The sequence below is a fragment of the Tepidimonas thermarum genome (assembly GCF_007556705.1).
In the GTDB taxonomy this organism is placed as follows: Bacteria; Pseudomonadota; Gammaproteobacteria; order Burkholderiales; family Burkholderiaceae_C; genus Tepidimonas; species Tepidimonas thermarum.
The window spans coordinates 1-17,270 of sequence record NZ_VJOL01000011.1 but is presented as its reverse complement, the minus strand read 5'-3'; the positions used below and the strand labels follow the sequence as shown (position 1 = coordinate 17,270).

Annotated in this window: 15 protein-coding genes; 7 read left to right on the top strand and 8 right to left on the bottom strand. The window is 71.3% G+C overall.

Annotated elements, in window-relative coordinates; genetic code table 11:
• Window positions 1–88: 88 nt before the first annotated feature.
• Window positions 89–640 (top strand): hypothetical protein, encoded by a 552-nt coding sequence (locus tag Tther_RS04370; protein WP_143901323.1) that lies wholly within the window; start codon window positions 89–91, stop codon window positions 638–640.
• A gap of 53 nt (window positions 641–693) precedes the next feature.
• On the opposite strand, the gene Tther_RS04365 is transcribed toward Tther_RS04370, so the two are convergent.
• Together Tther_RS04365 and Tther_RS13255 are read right to left on the bottom strand one after the other, a co-directional pair.
• Complete coding sequence (locus Tther_RS04365) at window positions 694–2,565, bottom strand: phosphoenolpyruvate carboxykinase (GTP) (protein WP_143901321.1); 1,872 nt, start codon at window positions 2,563–2,565, stop codon at window positions 694–696.
• A 402-nt stretch (window positions 2,566–2,967) separates the two neighbouring features.
• Window positions 2,968–3,111: a hypothetical protein gene (locus Tther_RS13255; protein WP_185975007.1), complete on the bottom strand. Its 144-nt coding sequence runs from the start codon at window positions 3,109–3,111 to the stop codon at window positions 2,968–2,970.
• Between the two features lie 82 nt (window positions 3,112–3,193).
• Here Tther_RS13255 and Tther_RS04360 point away from each other — a divergent pair, with 82 nt between their 5' ends.
• From Tther_RS04360 to Tther_RS04350, 3 genes are all read left to right on the top strand, one after another.
• Window positions 3,194–3,994, top strand: a complete 801-nt coding sequence (locus Tther_RS04360) for a nucleotidyltransferase family protein (RefSeq protein WP_185975006.1) — start codon at window positions 3,194–3,196, stop codon at window positions 3,992–3,994.
• Complete coding sequence (locus Tther_RS04355) at window positions 3,991–5,391, top strand: aminopeptidase P N-terminal domain-containing protein (RefSeq protein WP_143901317.1); 1,401 nt, start codon at window positions 3,991–3,993, stop codon at window positions 5,389–5,391. The genes Tther_RS04360 and Tther_RS04355 overlap by 4 nt, the downstream gene beginning before the upstream one ends.
• A 146-nt stretch (window positions 5,392–5,537) precedes the next feature.
• Window positions 5,538–6,671, top strand: coding sequence for an SGNH/GDSL hydrolase family protein (locus tag Tther_RS04350; RefSeq protein ID WP_143901315.1), 1,134 nt, complete (start codon window positions 5,538–5,540; stop codon window positions 6,669–6,671).
• 35 nt (window positions 6,672–6,706) lie between these two features.
• Here Tther_RS04350 and Tther_RS04345 read toward each other — a convergent pair whose 3' ends face one another.
• On the bottom strand, window positions 6,707–9,217 hold the full coding sequence (locus Tther_RS04345; RefSeq protein WP_143901313.1) for a Lon protease family protein: 2,511 nt from the start codon (window positions 9,215–9,217) through the stop codon (window positions 6,707–6,709).
• 68 nt (window positions 9,218–9,285) lie between these two features.
• On the opposite strand from Tther_RS04345, the gene Tther_RS04340 reads away from it, so the two are divergent.
• Window positions 9,286–10,362: a hypothetical protein gene (locus Tther_RS04340; protein ID WP_143901311.1), complete on the top strand. Its 1,077-nt coding sequence runs from the start codon at window positions 9,286–9,288 to the stop codon at window positions 10,360–10,362.
• Between the two features lie 43 nt (window positions 10,363–10,405).
• A complete protein-coding gene (locus Tther_RS04335) occupies window positions 10,406–11,239 on the top strand; it encodes a UPF0149 family protein (protein ID WP_143901309.1) in 834 nt (277 codons plus the stop codon).
• 39 nt (window positions 11,240–11,278) lie between these two features.
• Here the strand turns inward: Tther_RS04335 and Tther_RS04330 are convergent, their stop codons facing one another.
• From Tther_RS04330 to Tther_RS04310, 5 genes are read right to left on the bottom strand one after another with little or no spacing between them, the layout of a single operon-like run.
• Complete coding sequence (locus Tther_RS04330; protein WP_143901308.1) at window positions 11,279–11,794, bottom strand: CinA family protein; 516 nt, start codon at window positions 11,792–11,794, stop codon at window positions 11,279–11,281.
• Window positions 11,795–11,798: 4 nt separating this feature from the next.
• Complete coding sequence (locus tag Tther_RS04325; RefSeq protein ID WP_143901307.1) at window positions 11,799–12,329, bottom strand: phosphatidylglycerophosphatase A family protein; 531 nt, start codon at window positions 12,327–12,329, stop codon at window positions 11,799–11,801.
• Complete coding sequence (locus tag Tther_RS04320; RefSeq protein ID WP_143901306.1) at window positions 12,326–13,210, bottom strand: NUDIX hydrolase; 885 nt, start codon at window positions 13,208–13,210, stop codon at window positions 12,326–12,328. Before Tther_RS04320 ends, Tther_RS04325 begins: the two co-directional genes overlap by 4 nt.
• Window positions 13,207–14,244 (bottom strand): thiamine-phosphate kinase, encoded by a 1,038-nt coding sequence (gene thiL, locus Tther_RS04315; protein WP_143901305.1) that lies wholly within the window; start codon window positions 14,242–14,244, stop codon window positions 13,207–13,209. The genes Tther_RS04320 and thiL overlap by 4 nt, the downstream gene beginning before the upstream one ends.
• 37 nt (window positions 14,245–14,281) lie before the next feature.
• Window positions 14,282–16,249 carry a site-specific recombinase gene (locus Tther_RS04310; RefSeq protein WP_246098908.1) on the bottom strand — a complete coding sequence of 656 codons (1,968 nt, stop codon included), beginning with the start codon at window positions 16,247–16,249 and terminating at the stop codon, window positions 14,282–14,284.
• 172 nt (window positions 16,250–16,421) lie between these two features.
• Here Tther_RS04310 and rpe point away from each other — a divergent pair, with 172 nt between their 5' ends.
• A complete protein-coding gene (rpe, locus tag Tther_RS04305) occupies window positions 16,422–17,099 on the top strand; it encodes a ribulose-phosphate 3-epimerase (RefSeq protein WP_143901303.1) in 678 nt (225 codons plus the stop codon).
• Window positions 17,100–17,270 lie beyond the last annotated feature (171 nt).

Genomic DNA, 17,270 nt, shown 5'->3' with positions numbered 1-17,270 from the left:
GACATTCCAAATCAAAAGTTGAAACCCATTCGGGGAAACCCTAGTATTCGACCATCTTCTGCTGCATGGCAGCATGAAAGGAATCCCGATGAGCACGTTGATGATGCAAACGCCCCCTGCAGCCGCGCCGACCCACGCGGGTGCGCCGTCCCACGTCGAGGCCGCGCGGCGCAGCGCGGCACCGCGCGCCTTGGCGACCTTGCTGCTGGCCGCCGGCGTCGCCGCGCTGGCCGTGGTCACCGACCGCCTGGTGGTCACCTGGGCCGATGGTGATCTGCTGAGCGCCTGGGTCCTGATGTGGGCCGTGGTGTTCGCCGGCAGCCTGCTGCTGGCCTCGCCCGCCCGCCACGCCGCCCAGCGGGTCATGGCCGCCCTCAACGCCTGGGCCCTGCGCCGCGCGCTGGCCCGGGCCGAAGCCCGCACCCAGGCGCTGGCCCGCACCGACGCCCGCCTGCACGCCGACCTGCAGGCCCGCCCGGCGCCTGCCACCGCGTCGCCGGCCGACTGGGCCGATGCCCTCAGCCCCCTGGGCCCCGACCTGGCGCTGGACACGGCCCACGCCACCCGCGCGTGGGCGCTGAGCACCGCCGAGCAGGTGGTCATGCCCGACGGCCGCCGCTACAGCCTGTACTACGTGTGATTCCGCGGCTGGCGGGGAAAGCCCCGCCACGCCGCCGCAGTGGGCCTCCGGCCTTAGCCCAGGATGCGCTGGGCCATGCGCGCTTTGGTCTCGACCAGCGCGCGGGGCAGGTGGTGGGCCAGCTTGTCGAACAGCTCCTGGTGCAGTTCGAGCTCGCGCGCCCAGTCGGCGGGGTTCATGTCGGTCACGGCAGCAAACTGCTCGGGCCCGAAGTCCAGGCCGTCCCAGTGGATCTCGTCGTACGAGGGGCTGATGCCGAAGGCGTGGTCTTCGCCGGACACGCGCCCTTCCAGGCGGTCGATCATCCAGCGCAGCACGCGCATGTTCTCGCCGTAGCCGGGCCAGATGAACTGGCCGTTGGCATCCTTGCGGAACCAGTTGACGCAGAAGATGCGCGGCAGGGTGTGGCCGTTTTCCTCCAGCCGGCGCTCCATGTCGAGCCAGTGCTGGAAGTAGTCGCTCATGTGGTAGCCGCAGAAGGGCAGCATGGCAAACGGGTCGCGCCGCACCACGCCCTGCGCGCCGAACGCGGCGGCGGTGGTCTCGGACCCCATGGTGGCGGCCATGTAGACGCCTTCCATCCAGGTGCGCGCCTCGGTCACCAGCGGCACGGTGTTGGAACGGCGCCCGCCAAAGATGAAGGCGTCGATGGGCACGCCGGCCGGTTCGTCCCACTGCGGGTCGAGCGCGGGGTTGTTGGTGGCGGCCACGGTAAAGCGCGCGTTGGGGTGCGCGGCCTTGCGCCCGGCGGCACCGTCGGCCGGCGTCCAGTCCTGGCCTTGCCAGTCCAGGCAGTGCGCGGGCGCGGGGCCCATGCCCTCCCACCAGACGTCGCCGTCGTCGGTCAGCGCCACGTTGGTGAAAATGACGTCGCGCGTCAGACTGGCCATGCAGTTGGGGTTGGTCTGCTCGTTGGTGCCGGGCGCCACGCCAAAGTAGCCGGCCTCGGGGTTGATGGCGTAGAGCCGCCCGTCGGCGTGCGGCTTGATCCAGGCGATGTCGTCGCCAATGGTGGTGACCCGCCAGCCTTCGAAACCCTTGGGCGGGATGAGCATGGCAAAGTTGGTTTTGCCGCAGGCGCTGGGGAAGGCCGCCGCGACGTGGTACTTCTTGCCCTCGGGGCTGGTCACGCCCAGGATCAGCATGTGCTCGGCCAGCCAGCCCTCGTCACGCCCCATGACCGACGCGATGCGCAGCGCCAGGCATTTTTTGCCCAGCAGCGCGTTGCCGCCGTAGCCGGAACCGTAGGACCAGATCTCGCGCGTCTCGGGGTAGTGGACGATGTACTTGGTGCTGGGGTTGCAAGGCCAGGGCACATCGGCCTGCCCCGGCGCCAGCGGCGCGCCCACGGTGTGCACGCAGGGCACGAAGGTGCCGTCGCGGCCCAGCACGTCGTAGACGGCACGCCCCATGCGCGTCATGAGGCGCATGTTGACGACCACATACGGGCTGTCGGTGAGCTCGACGCCGATCTGCGCGATCGGCGAGCCCAACGGCCCCATGCTGAACGGCACCACGTACATGGTGCGGCCGCGCATGCAGCCATCGAACAGGCCGGGCTGGCCGTCGCGGCCGTATTGCAGGATGGCGCGCATCTCCTCGGGCGCCATCCAGTTGTTGGTCGGGCCGGCGTCTTCGGGGCGCTGGCTGCAGATGAAGGTGCGATCCTCGACCCGGGCCACGTCCGAGGGATCGGTCCAGGCCAGATAGGAATTGGGGCGCTTGGCGGGATTGAGCCGCTTGAGCGTGCCCGCTGCCACCATGTGCGCACACAGGCGGTCGTATTCGGCCTGGCTGCCGTCGCACCACTCGATGCGATCGGGCTTGCACAGCGCCGCCATGTCGGCGACCCAGGCCAGCAGACGGGCGTGTTGAACGTTGGCAGGTGCGCTTAGGCGCAGACCCTGCATCACGGGAGCATTCATGGCCATGACCCTACGGTTGGAACGCCGACACGGACGCCGTGCACACACGTCGCCCAGGCCCGGCGAGGCGGAACAACATCGGAGGGGCCTCGCGGGCACACCCGCCAGCGGATCGCGCTGGCGGCAGCCCGCCAGCCCCTGCCGGTGCGCGTGGGGCCGGGGTGTCCGTCAAGACCGATGGCCCATTGTATGTAACCGGTATGACACCCGCGGCGCGCTCATCGCCGAATCCATGCAAAACTTGCATGACACGATGCCGTCTGCACCACTTCCCCTGGCAACGGGGGTGGCACCGCCTCGGTGACACCGCACAAAAGCCAAACCCCGCCCGGCCATATGCCCAGCGGGGTTTACAACATGGCGCCGCCCTGTCGGGGCGCGCCGTGCGTTCGGTGGCAGCCGTCAGGCCATGAACACGGCGATGAACGCCAACAGGAACATCAAAATGGCGCCCGCCGCGGGAACCAACCAGGGAATCACGTGGACGATGGCCTCGGCCGGATCGGCCGCGGCGGGGCTGTGCTCGGTCGAGGAAACGTGCGCCATGCGAGATCTCCAGGGTCTGAGTGAAACGCCCGGCCGCGCGGACCGGAACTACGGATTGATTTTAGTCAAAATGGCGTCCTCCATGCCCGAACGCTCTTTGCCCCGCCCGGACCGCGCCGAGGCGCTGCTGCTGGCCGCTGGCCGCGGCGAGCGCATGCGACCGCTGACCGACACCTGCCCCAAACCCCTGCTGCCGGTGCGCGGCCGTCCACTGCTGGCCTGGCACCTGGATGCGCTGGCGCGTGCGGGCGTGCGCCGCGTCCTGATCAACACCGCGTGGCTGGGCGAGCAGATCCCGGCGGCCCTGGGCACGGTGTACGGCCAGCCACCGCAGGCGCTTGCGCTGCACTATTCGATGGAGGGACAGGACTTTGGCCGCGCGCTGGAGACGGCAGGCGGCATCGCACGCGCCCTGCCGTGGCTGCAAGACGTGTTTTGGCTGGCTGCGGGGGATGTGTACATGCCGGGTTTTGGCTTTGACCCCGCAGCCCGGGCGCGGTTTGCGGCCAGTGACGCGCTGGCCCACCTGTGGCTGGTGCCCAACCCGCCGCACCACCCGCGCGGGGACTTCGGGCTCGGCCCCGATGGTCGCGCCCTCGACCTGACCGGCGACGCCCCCGCCGCGCGCTGGACCTACGCCACGGTCGCGCTGCTGCGCCGCGCGCTGTTCGAGCCGCCCTGGTGCGACATCCCCCCGGGCAACCCGGCCGGCGTCGCCGCACCGCTGGCCCCGCTGCTGCGCCGCGCCATGGCGGCCGGCCGCGTAACAGCCGAGGTCTGGCACGGCGACTGGACCGACGTGGGCACGCCCGAACGCTGGGCCGCCCTCAATGCCGCAGCGCCCGATGCGCCAACCGCGCCGCCCGTATCATCACCGCCATGACGACCCCCATTGCCCACCAGGCCCTGTACGCGCAGCGCCGTGCCCGACTGGCCGCGCAGCTCGGTGACGGCGGCATCGCCATCATCCCCACCGCGCCCGAGCGCCTGCGCAACCGCGACAGCGAATACCTGTTCCGCTTCGACAGCTACTTTTATTACCTGACCGGGTTTACCGAACCGCGCGCGTGGCTGGTGCTCACCGCCGAGGGGCACAGCACGCTCTTTTGCCAACCCAAAGACGTCGAGCGCGAGATTTGGGATGGCTACCGCCTGGGGCCGGCGGCGGCGCCCGCCGCGCTGGGCGTGGACGCGGCGTATTCGGTGGACGAGCTGGACGCGCGACTGCCCAAGCTGCTGGAAAACCGCCGCAGCGTGTGGTACCCGTTTGCCACCCACACGGGGCTGGAAAGCCGCATCGAGGGCTGGCTGCAGGCGGTGCGCGCGCGCGTGCGCTACGGCGTGCTGTGCCCACACGCCCTGCACGACGTGTGCGCCGTGCTCGACGAGATGCGGCTGATCAAGGATGCGCACGAAATCGGCTTGATGCGGCGCGCCGCCCAGATCAGCGCACGGGCGCACATCCGCGCCATGCGCCGCTGCGCGGCCATGATCCGCGCCGGCGAGGACGTGCGCGAATACCACCTGGATGCCGAGCTGCTGCACGAATTTCGCCAAAGCGGCTCGCAGTACCCGGCTTACGGCAGCATCGTGGCCGCTGGCGCCAACGCCTGCGTGCTGCACTACCGGGCCGATGCAGCGCCGGTGCGCGACGGCGAGCTGGTGCTCATCGACGCCGGCTGCGAGCTCGACGGCTACGCCAGCGACATCACGCGCACCTTCCCCGCCAACGGGCGCTACAGCGGGCCGCAGCGCGACCTGTACGAACTGGTGCTGGCATCGCAGCAGGCCGCCATCGATGCGACCCGCCCCGGGGCGCGCTTCGTCGATGCGCACGACGCCGCGGTCAAGGTGCTGGCGCAGGGCATGCTGGACCTAGGACTGCTGGACAAGAACGACGTCGGCCACCTGGACGACGTGATCGAGCAGCGGCACTACTTTCGCTTCTACATGCACCGCACCGGCCACTGGCTGGGGCTGGACGTGCACGACGTGGGCAGCTATGTCGAGCCCGGCGCGGTGGGGCAGACCAGCGAGCGGCGCGACCCGCTCAGCGGCGAGATCATCCGCGACCGCCCCAGCCGCATCCTGCGCCCCGGCATGGTGCTGACCATTGAGCCCGGGCTGTACGTCAGCCCTGCAGACAACGTGCCGGCGCATTTCTGGAACATCGGCATCCGCATCGAGGACGATGCCGTGGTGACCGAAGATGGCTGCGAGCTCATCACACGCGACGTACCGGTGGAGCCGGACGCCATCGAGGCGTTGATGCGGGGGTGAGGTATCGGCGCCGCTTGCGCCGGGGGATGCCGCGCGTCCCCGCTCTGTCGCACCCAGGCAACAGTCAGGGCGAACCCGAATGGCCAGGGAACCTGGGCGCCCCTAGGATCGAACGGTCGTTCGATTTTTTGGCCAGGAGGTTTGTCATGCGCTGGAGTTATCGTGTGGGCGTCATCGCCCTTGCCGCTGTACTGGCGTCGTGCGGTGGCGGCTCGGACGTCACCGCCGTCAAGGTGGCTGGGGACAGTTTGGCCGACGGCGGCACGTTCGGCTTCAAGTTCACGGTGCAGGGGGCCAACCTGGCCAGCACCCGCATCTGGGTGGACCACGTGGCCGAGGCCGCGGACGTCGATCCGCTGTGCGCGCGCTATACGGCCACCGGCCCGAGCACGGTCGCGCCCAATCCCTCGGCGGCCAATTGCACGAATTACGCCGTCGGGGGCGCACGCATCAACGTCGTAGGGACGGCAGGGGACAGCACGCCGTTTTCGGTGCTGCAACAGCTGCGCGACCTGGGCACACGGGGATACAGCCCCAGCGACATTCTGCTGGTGGATGGCGGCGGCAACGATGCAGCCGATTTGATTGGCGCCTACCTGCAGGCTTCGGCGGACGCTGGCGCGGCCTACACGGCATTGCTGAGCGAGCTGCTCAGCCCCACCCAAGTGGCCCAGGCGGCCGCTGGCGGCGCGGCAGGCTTGGCCCAGGCGGGTGGTGCGTACATGGCCGCGCTGGCCGACCGGTTGGTGGATACGCTGCAGGCCGAGGCGCTGGCCAAAGGCGCGCGCCGCGTGGTGGTGGTCAACGCACCCGACGTGACACGCACGCCGCGCTTTCAGGCGGTGTTGGCGGGCGTGGCACAGGCCAGCGGCGGCGGGGACGCCGGTGCGGCGGCAGCGGCCCAAATCGCGGCCACGGCGCAAAACTGGGTCGGCGCGTTCAATGCACGCTTGGCGCAGCGCCTGGCAGGCGAGTCCCGCGTGGCCGTGGTGGACTTCTACAGCGCGCTCAACCAATGGCTGGCGTCCCCCGCGGCCTACGGGCTGAGCAACACGACGACGCCGGCCTGTCCCGCCACGGGTGTCGATGCGCAGGGGTTGCCGACCTACAGCATCCAGACCTGCACGGAAGCGGCGTTGAGCGCCAACCCGCCCGCCGGCGCTGGTGCGGGGTGGTGGAACACCTACGTGTTCTCGGACAACTTCCACGGCACGCCACGCACCAACCAGCTCATGGGCAACATCGTCAAAGACGCGCTGCGCGCGCGCGGCTGGCTCTGATCCGGCTCGGCGACCTTCGGCAGCGCCGGGGCCGCTCAGCCGCGACGCCGCCACGCGCGCGGGTTGCCCGCGCGCAGGCAGGCGCGGCGGTAGGCGGCCAGCGTGGCCGCGGCGCGTCCCAGCACGGTGTCGGCCTGGTAGGCCTCGGGGCCGGGGTGCAGCGGCGCGGTGGCCGTCCAGGGGGTGGGGTCGCCAAAGCGCACGCCGGTGAGCAAGGTCATGCCATCGGCCACGTGGTCCACGGCCCAGACGTGGAACCGCCCCGCCTCGACCGCCGCGCAAACATCGTCGGCCAGCACGAGGTGGCGGCGGTTGCGTGCCGGGATCAGCACGCCCTGGGTGCCGTCGAGCCCCTGCGCAGCACAGACGCGGTAGAAGCCCTCGATCTTTTCGTTGACGCCACCCACCGGCAGCACCTCGCCAAACGCGTTGAGGGCGCCGGTGACCGCGATGCCCTGGCGCAGCGGCAGCCCGGACAGTGCCGACAACAAGGCGTAGAACTCGGCGCATGAGGCCGAGTCGCCCTCGACGCCCGCGTACTCCTGCTCGAACATGATGGAGGCGGTCAGCGCCAGCGGTGCCAGCGGCGCGAACAGGGCCGAGAGGTAGCTGTGCAGCACCAGCACCGCCTTGTCGTGGATGGGGCCGGAGAGGGACACCTCGCGCTCGATGTTGAGCAGGCCCTCGGTACCGGGCAGCGTGCGCGCGGCCACGCGGATGGGCAGGCCAAAGCGGTAGTCGCCCAGGTCGATAACCGACAGGCCGTTGAGCTGTCCGATGCGCGCGCCACGCACGTGCACGACGCGATCGCCCTCGAGCACCGCTTCGCGCAGGCGCTGATCCGGGTAGTCGTGGCGGCGGTTGCGCGCAGCGATCGCCTGCGCCACGTCGGCGCGTTCGACGCGCCTCGCGCCGCGCTGGCGCGCCACTTCGGCCGCCTCGACGACCAACGCCTCGGTGCGGGCGAAGGCGGCACTTTGGCGGGTGCGGTCTTCGGCTTCGCGGTGGCTGTCCTCGATCAGACGCGCGACCGCATCGGCGGTAAAGGCGGGCAGCCCCAGGCGCCGCACCGTGTGGGCGACGAACACGCCGGTGGCACGGCGCGTCTCGTCGGTGGCGGCAAAGGCATCGGCAAAATCGACTTGGATGCGAAAGTGCCGCGCAAACTCCGGGTCGCCCTGCTGCAGCGCGTAAAACTGCTCGTGCGAGCCGATGAGCACCAGCTTGACGTCCACGTCCACCGCCTCGGGTTCGAGCGAGGTCGTGGCCAGTGCCGAAAACATCGTGCCCGGCTCCTCGATCTGCAGCCGGCCGCTGCGCAGGAAGCGGCGCAGCTTTTCCCACACCAGGTCGTCGACCAGCAGGTCGCGCACGTGCAGCATCAAAAAGCCACCATGCGCGCGCAGCAAGCTGCCGGCGCGGATGCGGCTGAAGTCGGTGACCAGCACATCGTTGTCGGTCTGGTACTCGATGCTGCCAAACAGCGGCCGGTACAGCGGGTTGTCTTCGACGATGACGGGGGCCCCTTCGGTCTCGGCGTTGTCCACCACCAGGTTGACGCGGTAGCGCTGCAGCCGGCGCTCGAGCGCGTCGCGGCGCTCGGCGTCGTCGTCGGGGTCGGTGGGCTCGAACAGATCGAGGTTGTCCAGAACGTCGCGCTCCACCCCGTCGAGCCACTGGCCGAGCTTGCGCGTGTCCTTGAACTGTTTGCGCAGGCTCTGGCGGATGGCGTCGAGCTCGCGCTCCAGCAGCGGCCGCACGGCCTGGCGGCGCAGCGCCTCCACGCCATCGCGCAACGCCCGCTCCAGCGGCCCGGTGACCTCCAGAAACCGCAGGATCTCGGCACGCAGCTCGCGCTCGCCCTCGTCGTAGGCGGCGCGCCGCGTGGGGTCGAGTGCGGCCAGCGCATCGGCCGTCAACGGCTCGCCCTGTTCATCGACCAGCGTGAAGATGAGCTGACCGCCCTCGCGCCGCAACGCAAAGTGGCGCGCCCGGGCAAAGGCCGACAGCGCCGCATACGCCTCGGCCTCGCGGTCGCTGTAGGTTTTCTCCAGCGCCGACAAGGCGGCTTTGAAACTGGGCTCGCTAAGCCGCTTGGGGATCTCGGTCTGCAGGATGCGGCAAAACGCGGCCATGCGCTGGCGCAGCTCGCGCCCCTGCCCGGCCGGCAATCGCAAGGCCCGCGGACGCTCGGGCACGTCGAAGTTGTGCAAATAACACAGGTCAGGCGGGACCGGCCGCGCCGCAGCCGCTGCGCGCATCTCTTGCACCAACAAGGTGGAGCGGCCCGTGCCCACCTCGCCCAGCACGAACAGGTGCGTGTGCGGTTGGTCGATCCCCAACCCGAAGCGCGCCGCGGTGTGCGCCCGCTCCTGTCCGATCCACGGCAAAGGTTCATGCGCCAGGGCGGACGTATCCTCGAACCCCAACGCCGCGGGATCGACGCGCAGGCGCAGCGCCTCCACCGGCAGCCGCTGGGCGCCGGGGGGCGCATGCGCATCCACGGGTGGGTTGGCGGGGTCAGGCACGGCAGCGGCATCGTTCATGCGGCCAGTCTAGCGCCGTTCGTCGGGCCTGGCTGCAGCACCGACGCGACACGGCCGATACCTGCGGCATGAAAATCGCCCACAGCACCGTTGCGCTGGACAGCCAGGCCGAGCGCGCCGTGCGCACGCAGACCCAGACGCGTTGGCAGGTCTGGCGCAGCCCGCCACCGTCGCCCGCGCCCCGCCCGTCGGCCCTGCTGCAGTTGTCGCCGCGCGCGGCCGCCTCCCGCCCCGACGCGGTACCCGGGAGCGCCGTGGGGCGCCCCGCCCACGACAGCCGCGCCACCGCCCACGCGGCCGACGACACCCGGGTCAGCGCGGACACCCCCGACGATGGCCTGGAGCCGCGGCTGCGCACGCTGGCGCGCATGATCGAGGCCCTGACCGGCCTGCGCGTGCGCGTCTTTCGCGCCGAAGCATGGCAGCCCTCGCGTCCGGCGGACGGCGGGCCTGCCATACCCGCAGCGGACACCACCGCCACCGCGCCGACGTGGGGTTTGGCGTACGACCACGTCGAGATCCGCACCGAATCGCACACGGTGGCCTTCGAGGCCCGGGGCCGCGTGGCGCTGGCCGACGGCACCGCCATCGACTTCGAGCTGCGCTTGGCGCTGCGCAGCGAAACCGTGGACGTGCGCGCGCTGTCGCTGCGCGCCGGCGGCGCGGCGCAGCGCCTGCAGGACCCGCTGGTGCTGGCCCTCGACGGTGCCCCGCCCACCCTCACCGATATGCGCTTTGCCTTCGACCTCGATGCCGACGGCAGCCCCGAGTCGGTGCCGTTCGTCGCCAGCGGCAGCGGCTTTTTGGCGCTGGACCGCAACGGCAACGGCAGCATCGACGACGGGCGCGAGCTCTTTGGGGCGCTCAGCGGCGACGGCTTTGCCGAACTGGCCGCACTGGACAACGACGGCAACGGCTGGATCGACGCCGGCGACGCCGCGTTCGAGCAGTTGCGCGTGTGGACGCGCGACGGCGGCACCGACCGCCTGCAAACACTGGCCGAGGCCGGCGTCGGGGCGCTGCACCTGGGCCGCGTGGCCACGCCCTTCGCGCTGGGCGAGGCGGGCCGCCTGCGCAGCAGCGGGCTGTACCTGACCGAAGCGGGGCAGGCGCGGCCGTTGCAGCAAATCGACCTGGCGGTCTAAGCCGCCGCGCCTCTGGCACCGGCAAGCCGGCTACACTGCGGCCATGATGACGCCCGACGCCATGCCCAGCCCCGCAGCCACCGCCGCCGCGATGACGGACGAGGATTTCCAACAGCTCGAAGCCCTGTTGGACGATTTGGGCACGCGCGCCCCCGACATACCCACGTCGTGGGAGTATTGCGACGGCTTCATGGCCGCGCTGCTGTGCTGCCGTCGCCTGATCATGCCCAGCGAGTATTTCCCCGTCCTGTTTGGCGCGCCCGACGGTGGCCCCGGCTTTGGCCACGCGCACTTTCGGGATGAGGCGCAACGGCAAACGTTTTTGGACCTGTGGATGCGGCGCTGGAACGAGATCGCCACCGCGCTGCAGGCACCGGTGGAGACGCTGGACGACGAGCGCACCTTCCACCCCTATCTGGTCGACGTGCGCGGGATGGTGGCGGCCGCCACGGACGAGGAGCGCCAGGCCCTCGTCGAGGCGCTGGAGGACGGCCCCTTGCCGTCGTTTGCGCAGTATTGGGCGGTGGGCTTCATGGATGCCGTGCAGGCCTGGGCGGACGACTGGCGTGCGCCACGCGAGCGCGAGCTGGCACGCGAATGGGAAGAGGCGCTGCTCACGATTGCCGCGCTGATGGAGGACGACGACGAACCGGCCGCGATCAACCCGGTATCGGACGACGCGCCCCCCAGCGTGAGCGCGGCGCGGCTGGAGCTGTTCGGCGAGGCCATCTGGGCGGTCTACACCCTGCACGACATCGCACGCGAGCTGGGGCCGCCGATTGCCACCGTGCGCAAGGCGGCCGAGCCGGGCCGCAACGACCCCTGTCCCTGCGGCAGCGGCAAGAAGTACAAGAAATGCTGCGGCGCGGCGGCTTGACCCGCCGCCTGGGGCGCCCACGCCAACCGTGATCCGGCGTCAGCCGGCCGCCGCCAACCGCTGCAGCAGCCCGGCCAAGGCGTGCTCGACCGCTGCCGCGCGCACGGCGGCGCGATCGCCGGCGAAGCGCTGGCACTGCGTCTCGACCCGGCCGGCCACGCACCAACCGAACCACACCGTGCCCACCGGCTTGGCGGCGCTGCCGCCGCTGGGCCCGGCAATGCCGGTGATGGCCAACGACACCGGCACGCCCGCAGCGGCCGCGGCGCCGTGCGCCATGGCGCGCGCCACCGGCTCGCTGACGGCCCCGTGGGTGGCGATCAGGGCTGCGTCCACGCCCAGCTCGGCGACCTTGGCGGCATTGGCGTACGTGACGTAGCCGCGCTCGAACCAGTCGCTGGACCCCGCCAGCGCGGTGCAGCACGCCGCCACCAGCCCGCCGGTGCAGCTCTCGGCGGTGGCCAGCCGCCAGCCGCGCGCCAGCAACGCCGCGGCCAGCGCCTGCACGCCGGGCCAGACCGCATCGGGCACCCACAGGGGTGGCGCGCACGCCATCGCCTCAGCCCCCCCACGCAAAGCGCCACAGCGCGATGACCAGCAGCGTGCAAAACGCCGCCACCAGGTCGTCGAACATCACGCCCCAGCCGCCGCGCCAGCCCGGCCCCTTGCAGACCTGGTCGGCCCAGGCCACCGGCCCCGGCTTGGCCGCGTCGAAGCAGCGAAACAGCGCAAAGCACACCACCTGCCCCCACAGCCCGCCGGGGGCGGCCATCCACAGCACCAGCCAAAACGCCACCACCTCGTCGATCACGACGAAGCCGGGATCGGCCATGCCCGCGCGGCGCGCCGTGGCCGTGCTCGCCCACCAGCCCACCAGCACACCCATGCCGATGATCACCGCCCAGCCCGCATCGCCGGGTGCTGCCAACGCGTCGATGAGCAAAAACGCCGCCCAAGCCCACAGCGTGCCCACGGTGCCCGGCGCCCAGCGCGACAACCCGGCGCCGAACCCCAGCGCGATCAGGTGCGACAGGCGCGCACACATGAAGCGCACCGACGGAACGGGGACGTGCTCGACCGCGGCGTTCATGCAAACCACCCCGCAAAGCCATCGAACGGCTCGAAGCGCCCCTGGACCAGCCGCAGCCGCGTCGGGCCGGGCAAGGCGCGCTCGGCCACGGGGTGCAGCGGGTCGCCGGGGTAGCACATGGCGCGGTGCTCGCCGTCGCGAAACTGCTCGGGCTGAATGCACGGCGGCGTGCGGCCCGCCGCCTCGGCCCAGGCGTCGGCCACGGTGGCGTGGCGCGCCAGCTGCGCCAGCCCCATGAGCTGGGGTGGTATGAGCTCGATCTCGCGCGCCCAGTAGCGCTGCAAGGCCGCGCGCGGGGTGAGCCACAGGCTATCGCTGGCCTCGAACGCGTCGTGGCGGACCTGCGCCCCCGCAGGCAGCCGCGCCAGAAAAAAGCGCGTATCGAACCGCGGGGTGCCCACGGGCGGGTTGCGCGGGGTGATCCAGCGCGACCACGGCCGCAGCGCCGCGGTGGACAGCCGCACTCCCGCAGCCGCCAGCTGCGCGCGCCAGCCACCCGCCGCCGCGCCCGCCGGCAGTGCGGCCAGCGCCGCCGGCGCATCCACCAGGGCCACACCGGCTTCCTCCCACAATTCGCGCGCGGCCGCCACGTACAAAGCTTGCGCCGCCGCGGGGGTCAGCCCGGGCTCGCCCAGGCGTGCCGGCAGGGTGCCGACCGGCGCGTCCAGATGGGCGACCCACTCGGGCGCGGCGTCCTCCGGATCCACCTTGCCGCCAGGGAAGACGTACAACCCGCCCAGCACCCGCGCATCGCGGTGCCGCTGCAGCAGCAGCACCTGCAGGCCGTCGGCGCTGTCGCGAAGCAACACCACCGACGCGGCCGCGCGCGGCGGTGCCTCATCGGCGGCGGCGGAAGATGCGGCTGGGGCAGCGGTGCTCATGGCGCCATGGTAGCGAAATGATCGAACCCCCCCAAAGCCACGCCGGGCGGCAGCGCGTAGGGCTGCCCCTCCGCGTCGCACAGTCGAACCCGCGACGCACCGGGCTCCAGCACATGCCCAGCCGGCACGCCCGCCACGACACGGCCGATGCGCGTCACGGGCGTGCTGGCCTGGGCCGCTGCGGCCTGCACCGCCGCGCGGTGCGCCGGCGCGGCGGTAAAGACGAGTTCGTAGTCGTCCCCCCCCGCCAGCACATACCCCAGCCGCGTCGCCAGCGGCAGGGCGTGCAGCGCGTCGTTGGCGGCCGCGCGCTGCAGCAGCGCCTCCACATCGAGCTCGGCCGCCACCCCGCTGGCCACCAGGATGTGCCCCAAATCGGCCAGCAGGCCGTCGCTGACATCGGCCGCGGCGTGCGCCACCCCGCGCAAGGCTAGCCCCAGCGCCACGCGCGGCGCCGGGCGCAGCAGTTGCTGCCGCGCCGCCTCGGCCCCGGCGCCCTGCAGCGCCTGCTCGCCACGCAACAACGCCAGCCCCAGGCGCGCCACGCCAGGGGTGCCGCTGACCCAGATGTCGTCCCCCACGCGGGCAGCGTCGCGGCGCAGCGCCTGCGCCGGCGCCACTTCGCCCACCACGGTCAGGCACAGGTTGAGCGGCCCGGCCGTGGTGTCGCCGCCGATCAGGGCGCAACCGTGCGCGTCGGCCAGCGCCAACAGCCCGCGCGCCAACCCCTGCAGCCACGCCGCGTCGGGCTGCGGCAGCGCCAGCGCCAGCGTGCAGGCCAGGGGCCGGGCGCCCATGGCGGCCAAATCGCTGAGGTTGACCGCCAGCGCCTTGTGGCCCAGCGCCTCGGGGTCGACGTCGGGCAAAAAATGCCGCCCCGCCACCAACATATCGGTGGATACGGCCAGCGCCATCCCCGGCGCGGGGGCCAACAGCGCGGCGTCATCGCCGTTGCCCAGCAGCACCCCGGTGCCATCGGGCCGTGCGGCTGCGCCGCGCCAAAAATGCGTGCGGATCAGATCGAATTCGCCCATCGCGCCTCCATCGCCGGGGACAGCCCGAGTGGCCACATCAGCTGCGCGGGGGCGCATCGTCTGGCGGCGGCCACAAAAAACTGCCGGGTGCCTTGCGCCAGCGGTGCGCAAGCGCCTGCTGGATGCGCTGGCGGTTGACCGCATTGATGCCCTGCGCCTTGAGCGCCAGCCGGAAGGCCAGATAAAAGCTCACCGCCAGGTTGATGGGCCCCACCAGCAGCGTCGCCACCAGCGCGGAGGCCACGTCGCCGCGCAACAGCGCCTCGGGACCGAGCGCCGCCACCGCGGCGGTGAGCTGCCCCGTGACCAGCGTGACGTGGCGCACATCGAACGGGATGCCGAAAAACCCCAGCAGCGCCGGCACCAGCCCAAGCAACAGGCCCAACGAGATGTTGGCCGCCAGCCCCGAGACATGGGTGCGCAGCCATGCCGCCCAGCGCCGTGCGCGCTCGGGCCCCAGCCAACGCTGCCAGGTGGGGTGGTGGGCCAGCGCGCTGTCCAGCCGGTACAGCACAAAGGCGTTTTCCACCCAGCCCGCGATCAGGCTGCTGGCAAACAGCAGCACGCCCGTGCCCGCGGCCAGCAGCAGGGTCGGCCCCCACAGCTGATGCGCGGCCAGCAGGTGCTCGGCCTTGGCGGCGTCGATCAGCGACGTCCCGCGCCACAGCCGCCAGCCCGCGTCCAACAGCCATACCGCCGGGATGACAGCCAGCAGGTTGCCGGCAATGGCCGCCACCTGCGAGCGCAGCAGATGCGCCACTTCGTCGACGAAGCGCAGCACCGCCTCGCGACTGTGCAGGTGCTTCAGGCGCGCGGCCAGCGCCGGGGCGGTCATGGCAGGCTGCTTGGTCGCCACCGTCCAGTGCAGCAGCATGATGAGCACGAACCACGCCGCGTAGTTGAGCCCGGCAGCCAGTCCACCCCAGAAGGCGGTCAGCCCCAGCGATGTCAGCGCCAGCTTGCTCCAAGTCGTCAACCCCAGCACGGCGCCACCGCCAAGCGCGCGCCGCAGCATCACGCCATATTCCGCACGGTTGCGGCTGATGTAGTGCTCGCCGGTTTCGGCGTTGCGCTCGGTCACGCGCTGCGCCAGCAGCTGCGAGGTGCGCGCCACCAGGGGGCCGATGCGGCGTGCCTCGTGGCTGGCGCGCACCAGCCGTGCCAACACGTGCAAGGCCGCGCGCTCGGTATTGGGACTGCCCAGGGCGTCCAGCAGCCGCTTGGCGCGCAGCACGCGTTCGCGCAGCTGGCGCAGCCGAAAGACGACGGCGGTGGAAATGCCATGCTCGTCCAAATGGGCGTAGACGGTGTAGGCGGCGCGGCGGCACTCATCCAAGCCGTCGCGCAACGCCTGCAGCGCCGCCTGCGTGGGCGGCGCATGCCAGCCGTGGGTGGCCAGCGCATCCCGCAATGCGTCGAGCCGGCGCCCCAGCTCGTGAAAGACACGGCTGCGCTGCGCCGCCGGCGACATGCGCTGGCGCAGCTCGGGCTCAAAGCCGGCCACCACCACCTGGGCGACGCAGATCCCCACCGCATCGAGCAAGGCAGGCCACCACACCGTGGCCGCGGTCGGGGCCTCGCCTTCCAACGCCAGCAAACGGGCCAGGCGCTGCACCTGCCGGGCCGGCACCGCCGCCAGCCAGCGCGCATCCAGCGGGTCGTCGAACACCCAACCAAACCATTCCGAGGCGTCGCTCGTTTCCGGCGACACCGGCAGCAGCCGCCGGCGCAGACGGTGGCCAAACTCCGCCCAGAACGCGGGCCGCCGCGCCATGCCCTCATCCGCCAACAGGGACGCCCAGTCCAACCCGTGCGCCGTCCAGGCATGCCAGGCCCGCGCCAGGCGCGCGCGTGCCGATGCGTCAGCCTCCAGCGCATGCAGCCAGGCGTCCAATCGGGCCAGCACGGCACGCACCTCGGCCCGCGGCCCGCGCAGCCAACGCACCCAATCGCGCAGCCACAGCCGCAGCCCGGCCACAGAGGCGTCGTGGGGGGGCGCGAGCAACGGGGCGGGGGGGTGTGCGTCGTGTGGTGTCATCCCGGTTTTGCGGCAGTGGCGATCCGTGGCAAGGCAACGGCCATTGGCGGCAATGGTAGCCGCGCCACGCCGATTCGATCCACAATACGCGGCGCATACCCCTGCCGGGTCCCCCTGCCACCCACCACGTACCCTGCCCATGAAACGCTACCGCATCGCCCCCTCCATCCTGTCGGCCGACTTCGCCCGCCTGGGCGACGAGGTGCGCACCGTGATCGCCGCGGGCGCCGACTGGATCCACTTCGACGTCATGGACAACCATTACGTGCCCAACCTGACCATCGGGCCCGCGGTGGCGCAGGCGCTCAAGCCGCACTGCGTGACCCCTGACGGCCGCCCGGTGCCGCTGGACGTGCACCTGATGGTGCAGCCTGTGGACGCCCTGGCGCAGATGTTCGCCGATGCCGGCGCGGACCTGATCAGCTTCCACCCGGATGCCAGCACCCACGTGCACCGCAGCATCCAGGCGATCAAGGCGCGCGGCTGCCAGGTCGGCCTGGTGTTCAACCCGGCCACGCCGCTGGACGTGTTGGACTGGGTGATCGACGACCTGGACCTGATCCTGATCATGAGCGTCAACCCCGGCTTTGGCGGACAGTCGTTCATCGACAGCGCCTTGCGCAAGGTCGAGCAGGCGCGCCGGCGCATCGACGCCTGCGGCAAGGACATCCGGCTGGAGGTGGACGGCGGCATCAAGGCCGACAACATCCGCCGGGTGGCCGACGCCGGCGCCGACACCTTTGTGGCGGGCAGCGCCATCTTCGGCAAGCCCGATTACAAGGCCGTGATCGACCAGATGCGCGCGGCGCTCAACTAGGGTTTTTCTTGCCCTCGAGCGCGGCCGCCATCGCCGATACTTAGCAGGCCGTTGAAAAAATACCCTTCGAACGCACCAGTGACGCTGCTTTCGAAGAAACGAGCCGCCCAGACGTGGCTGCGCAGCGATTGCGACGTGCATTTCGGCCGGTTTGCAGGCCGTTTTGCCCAT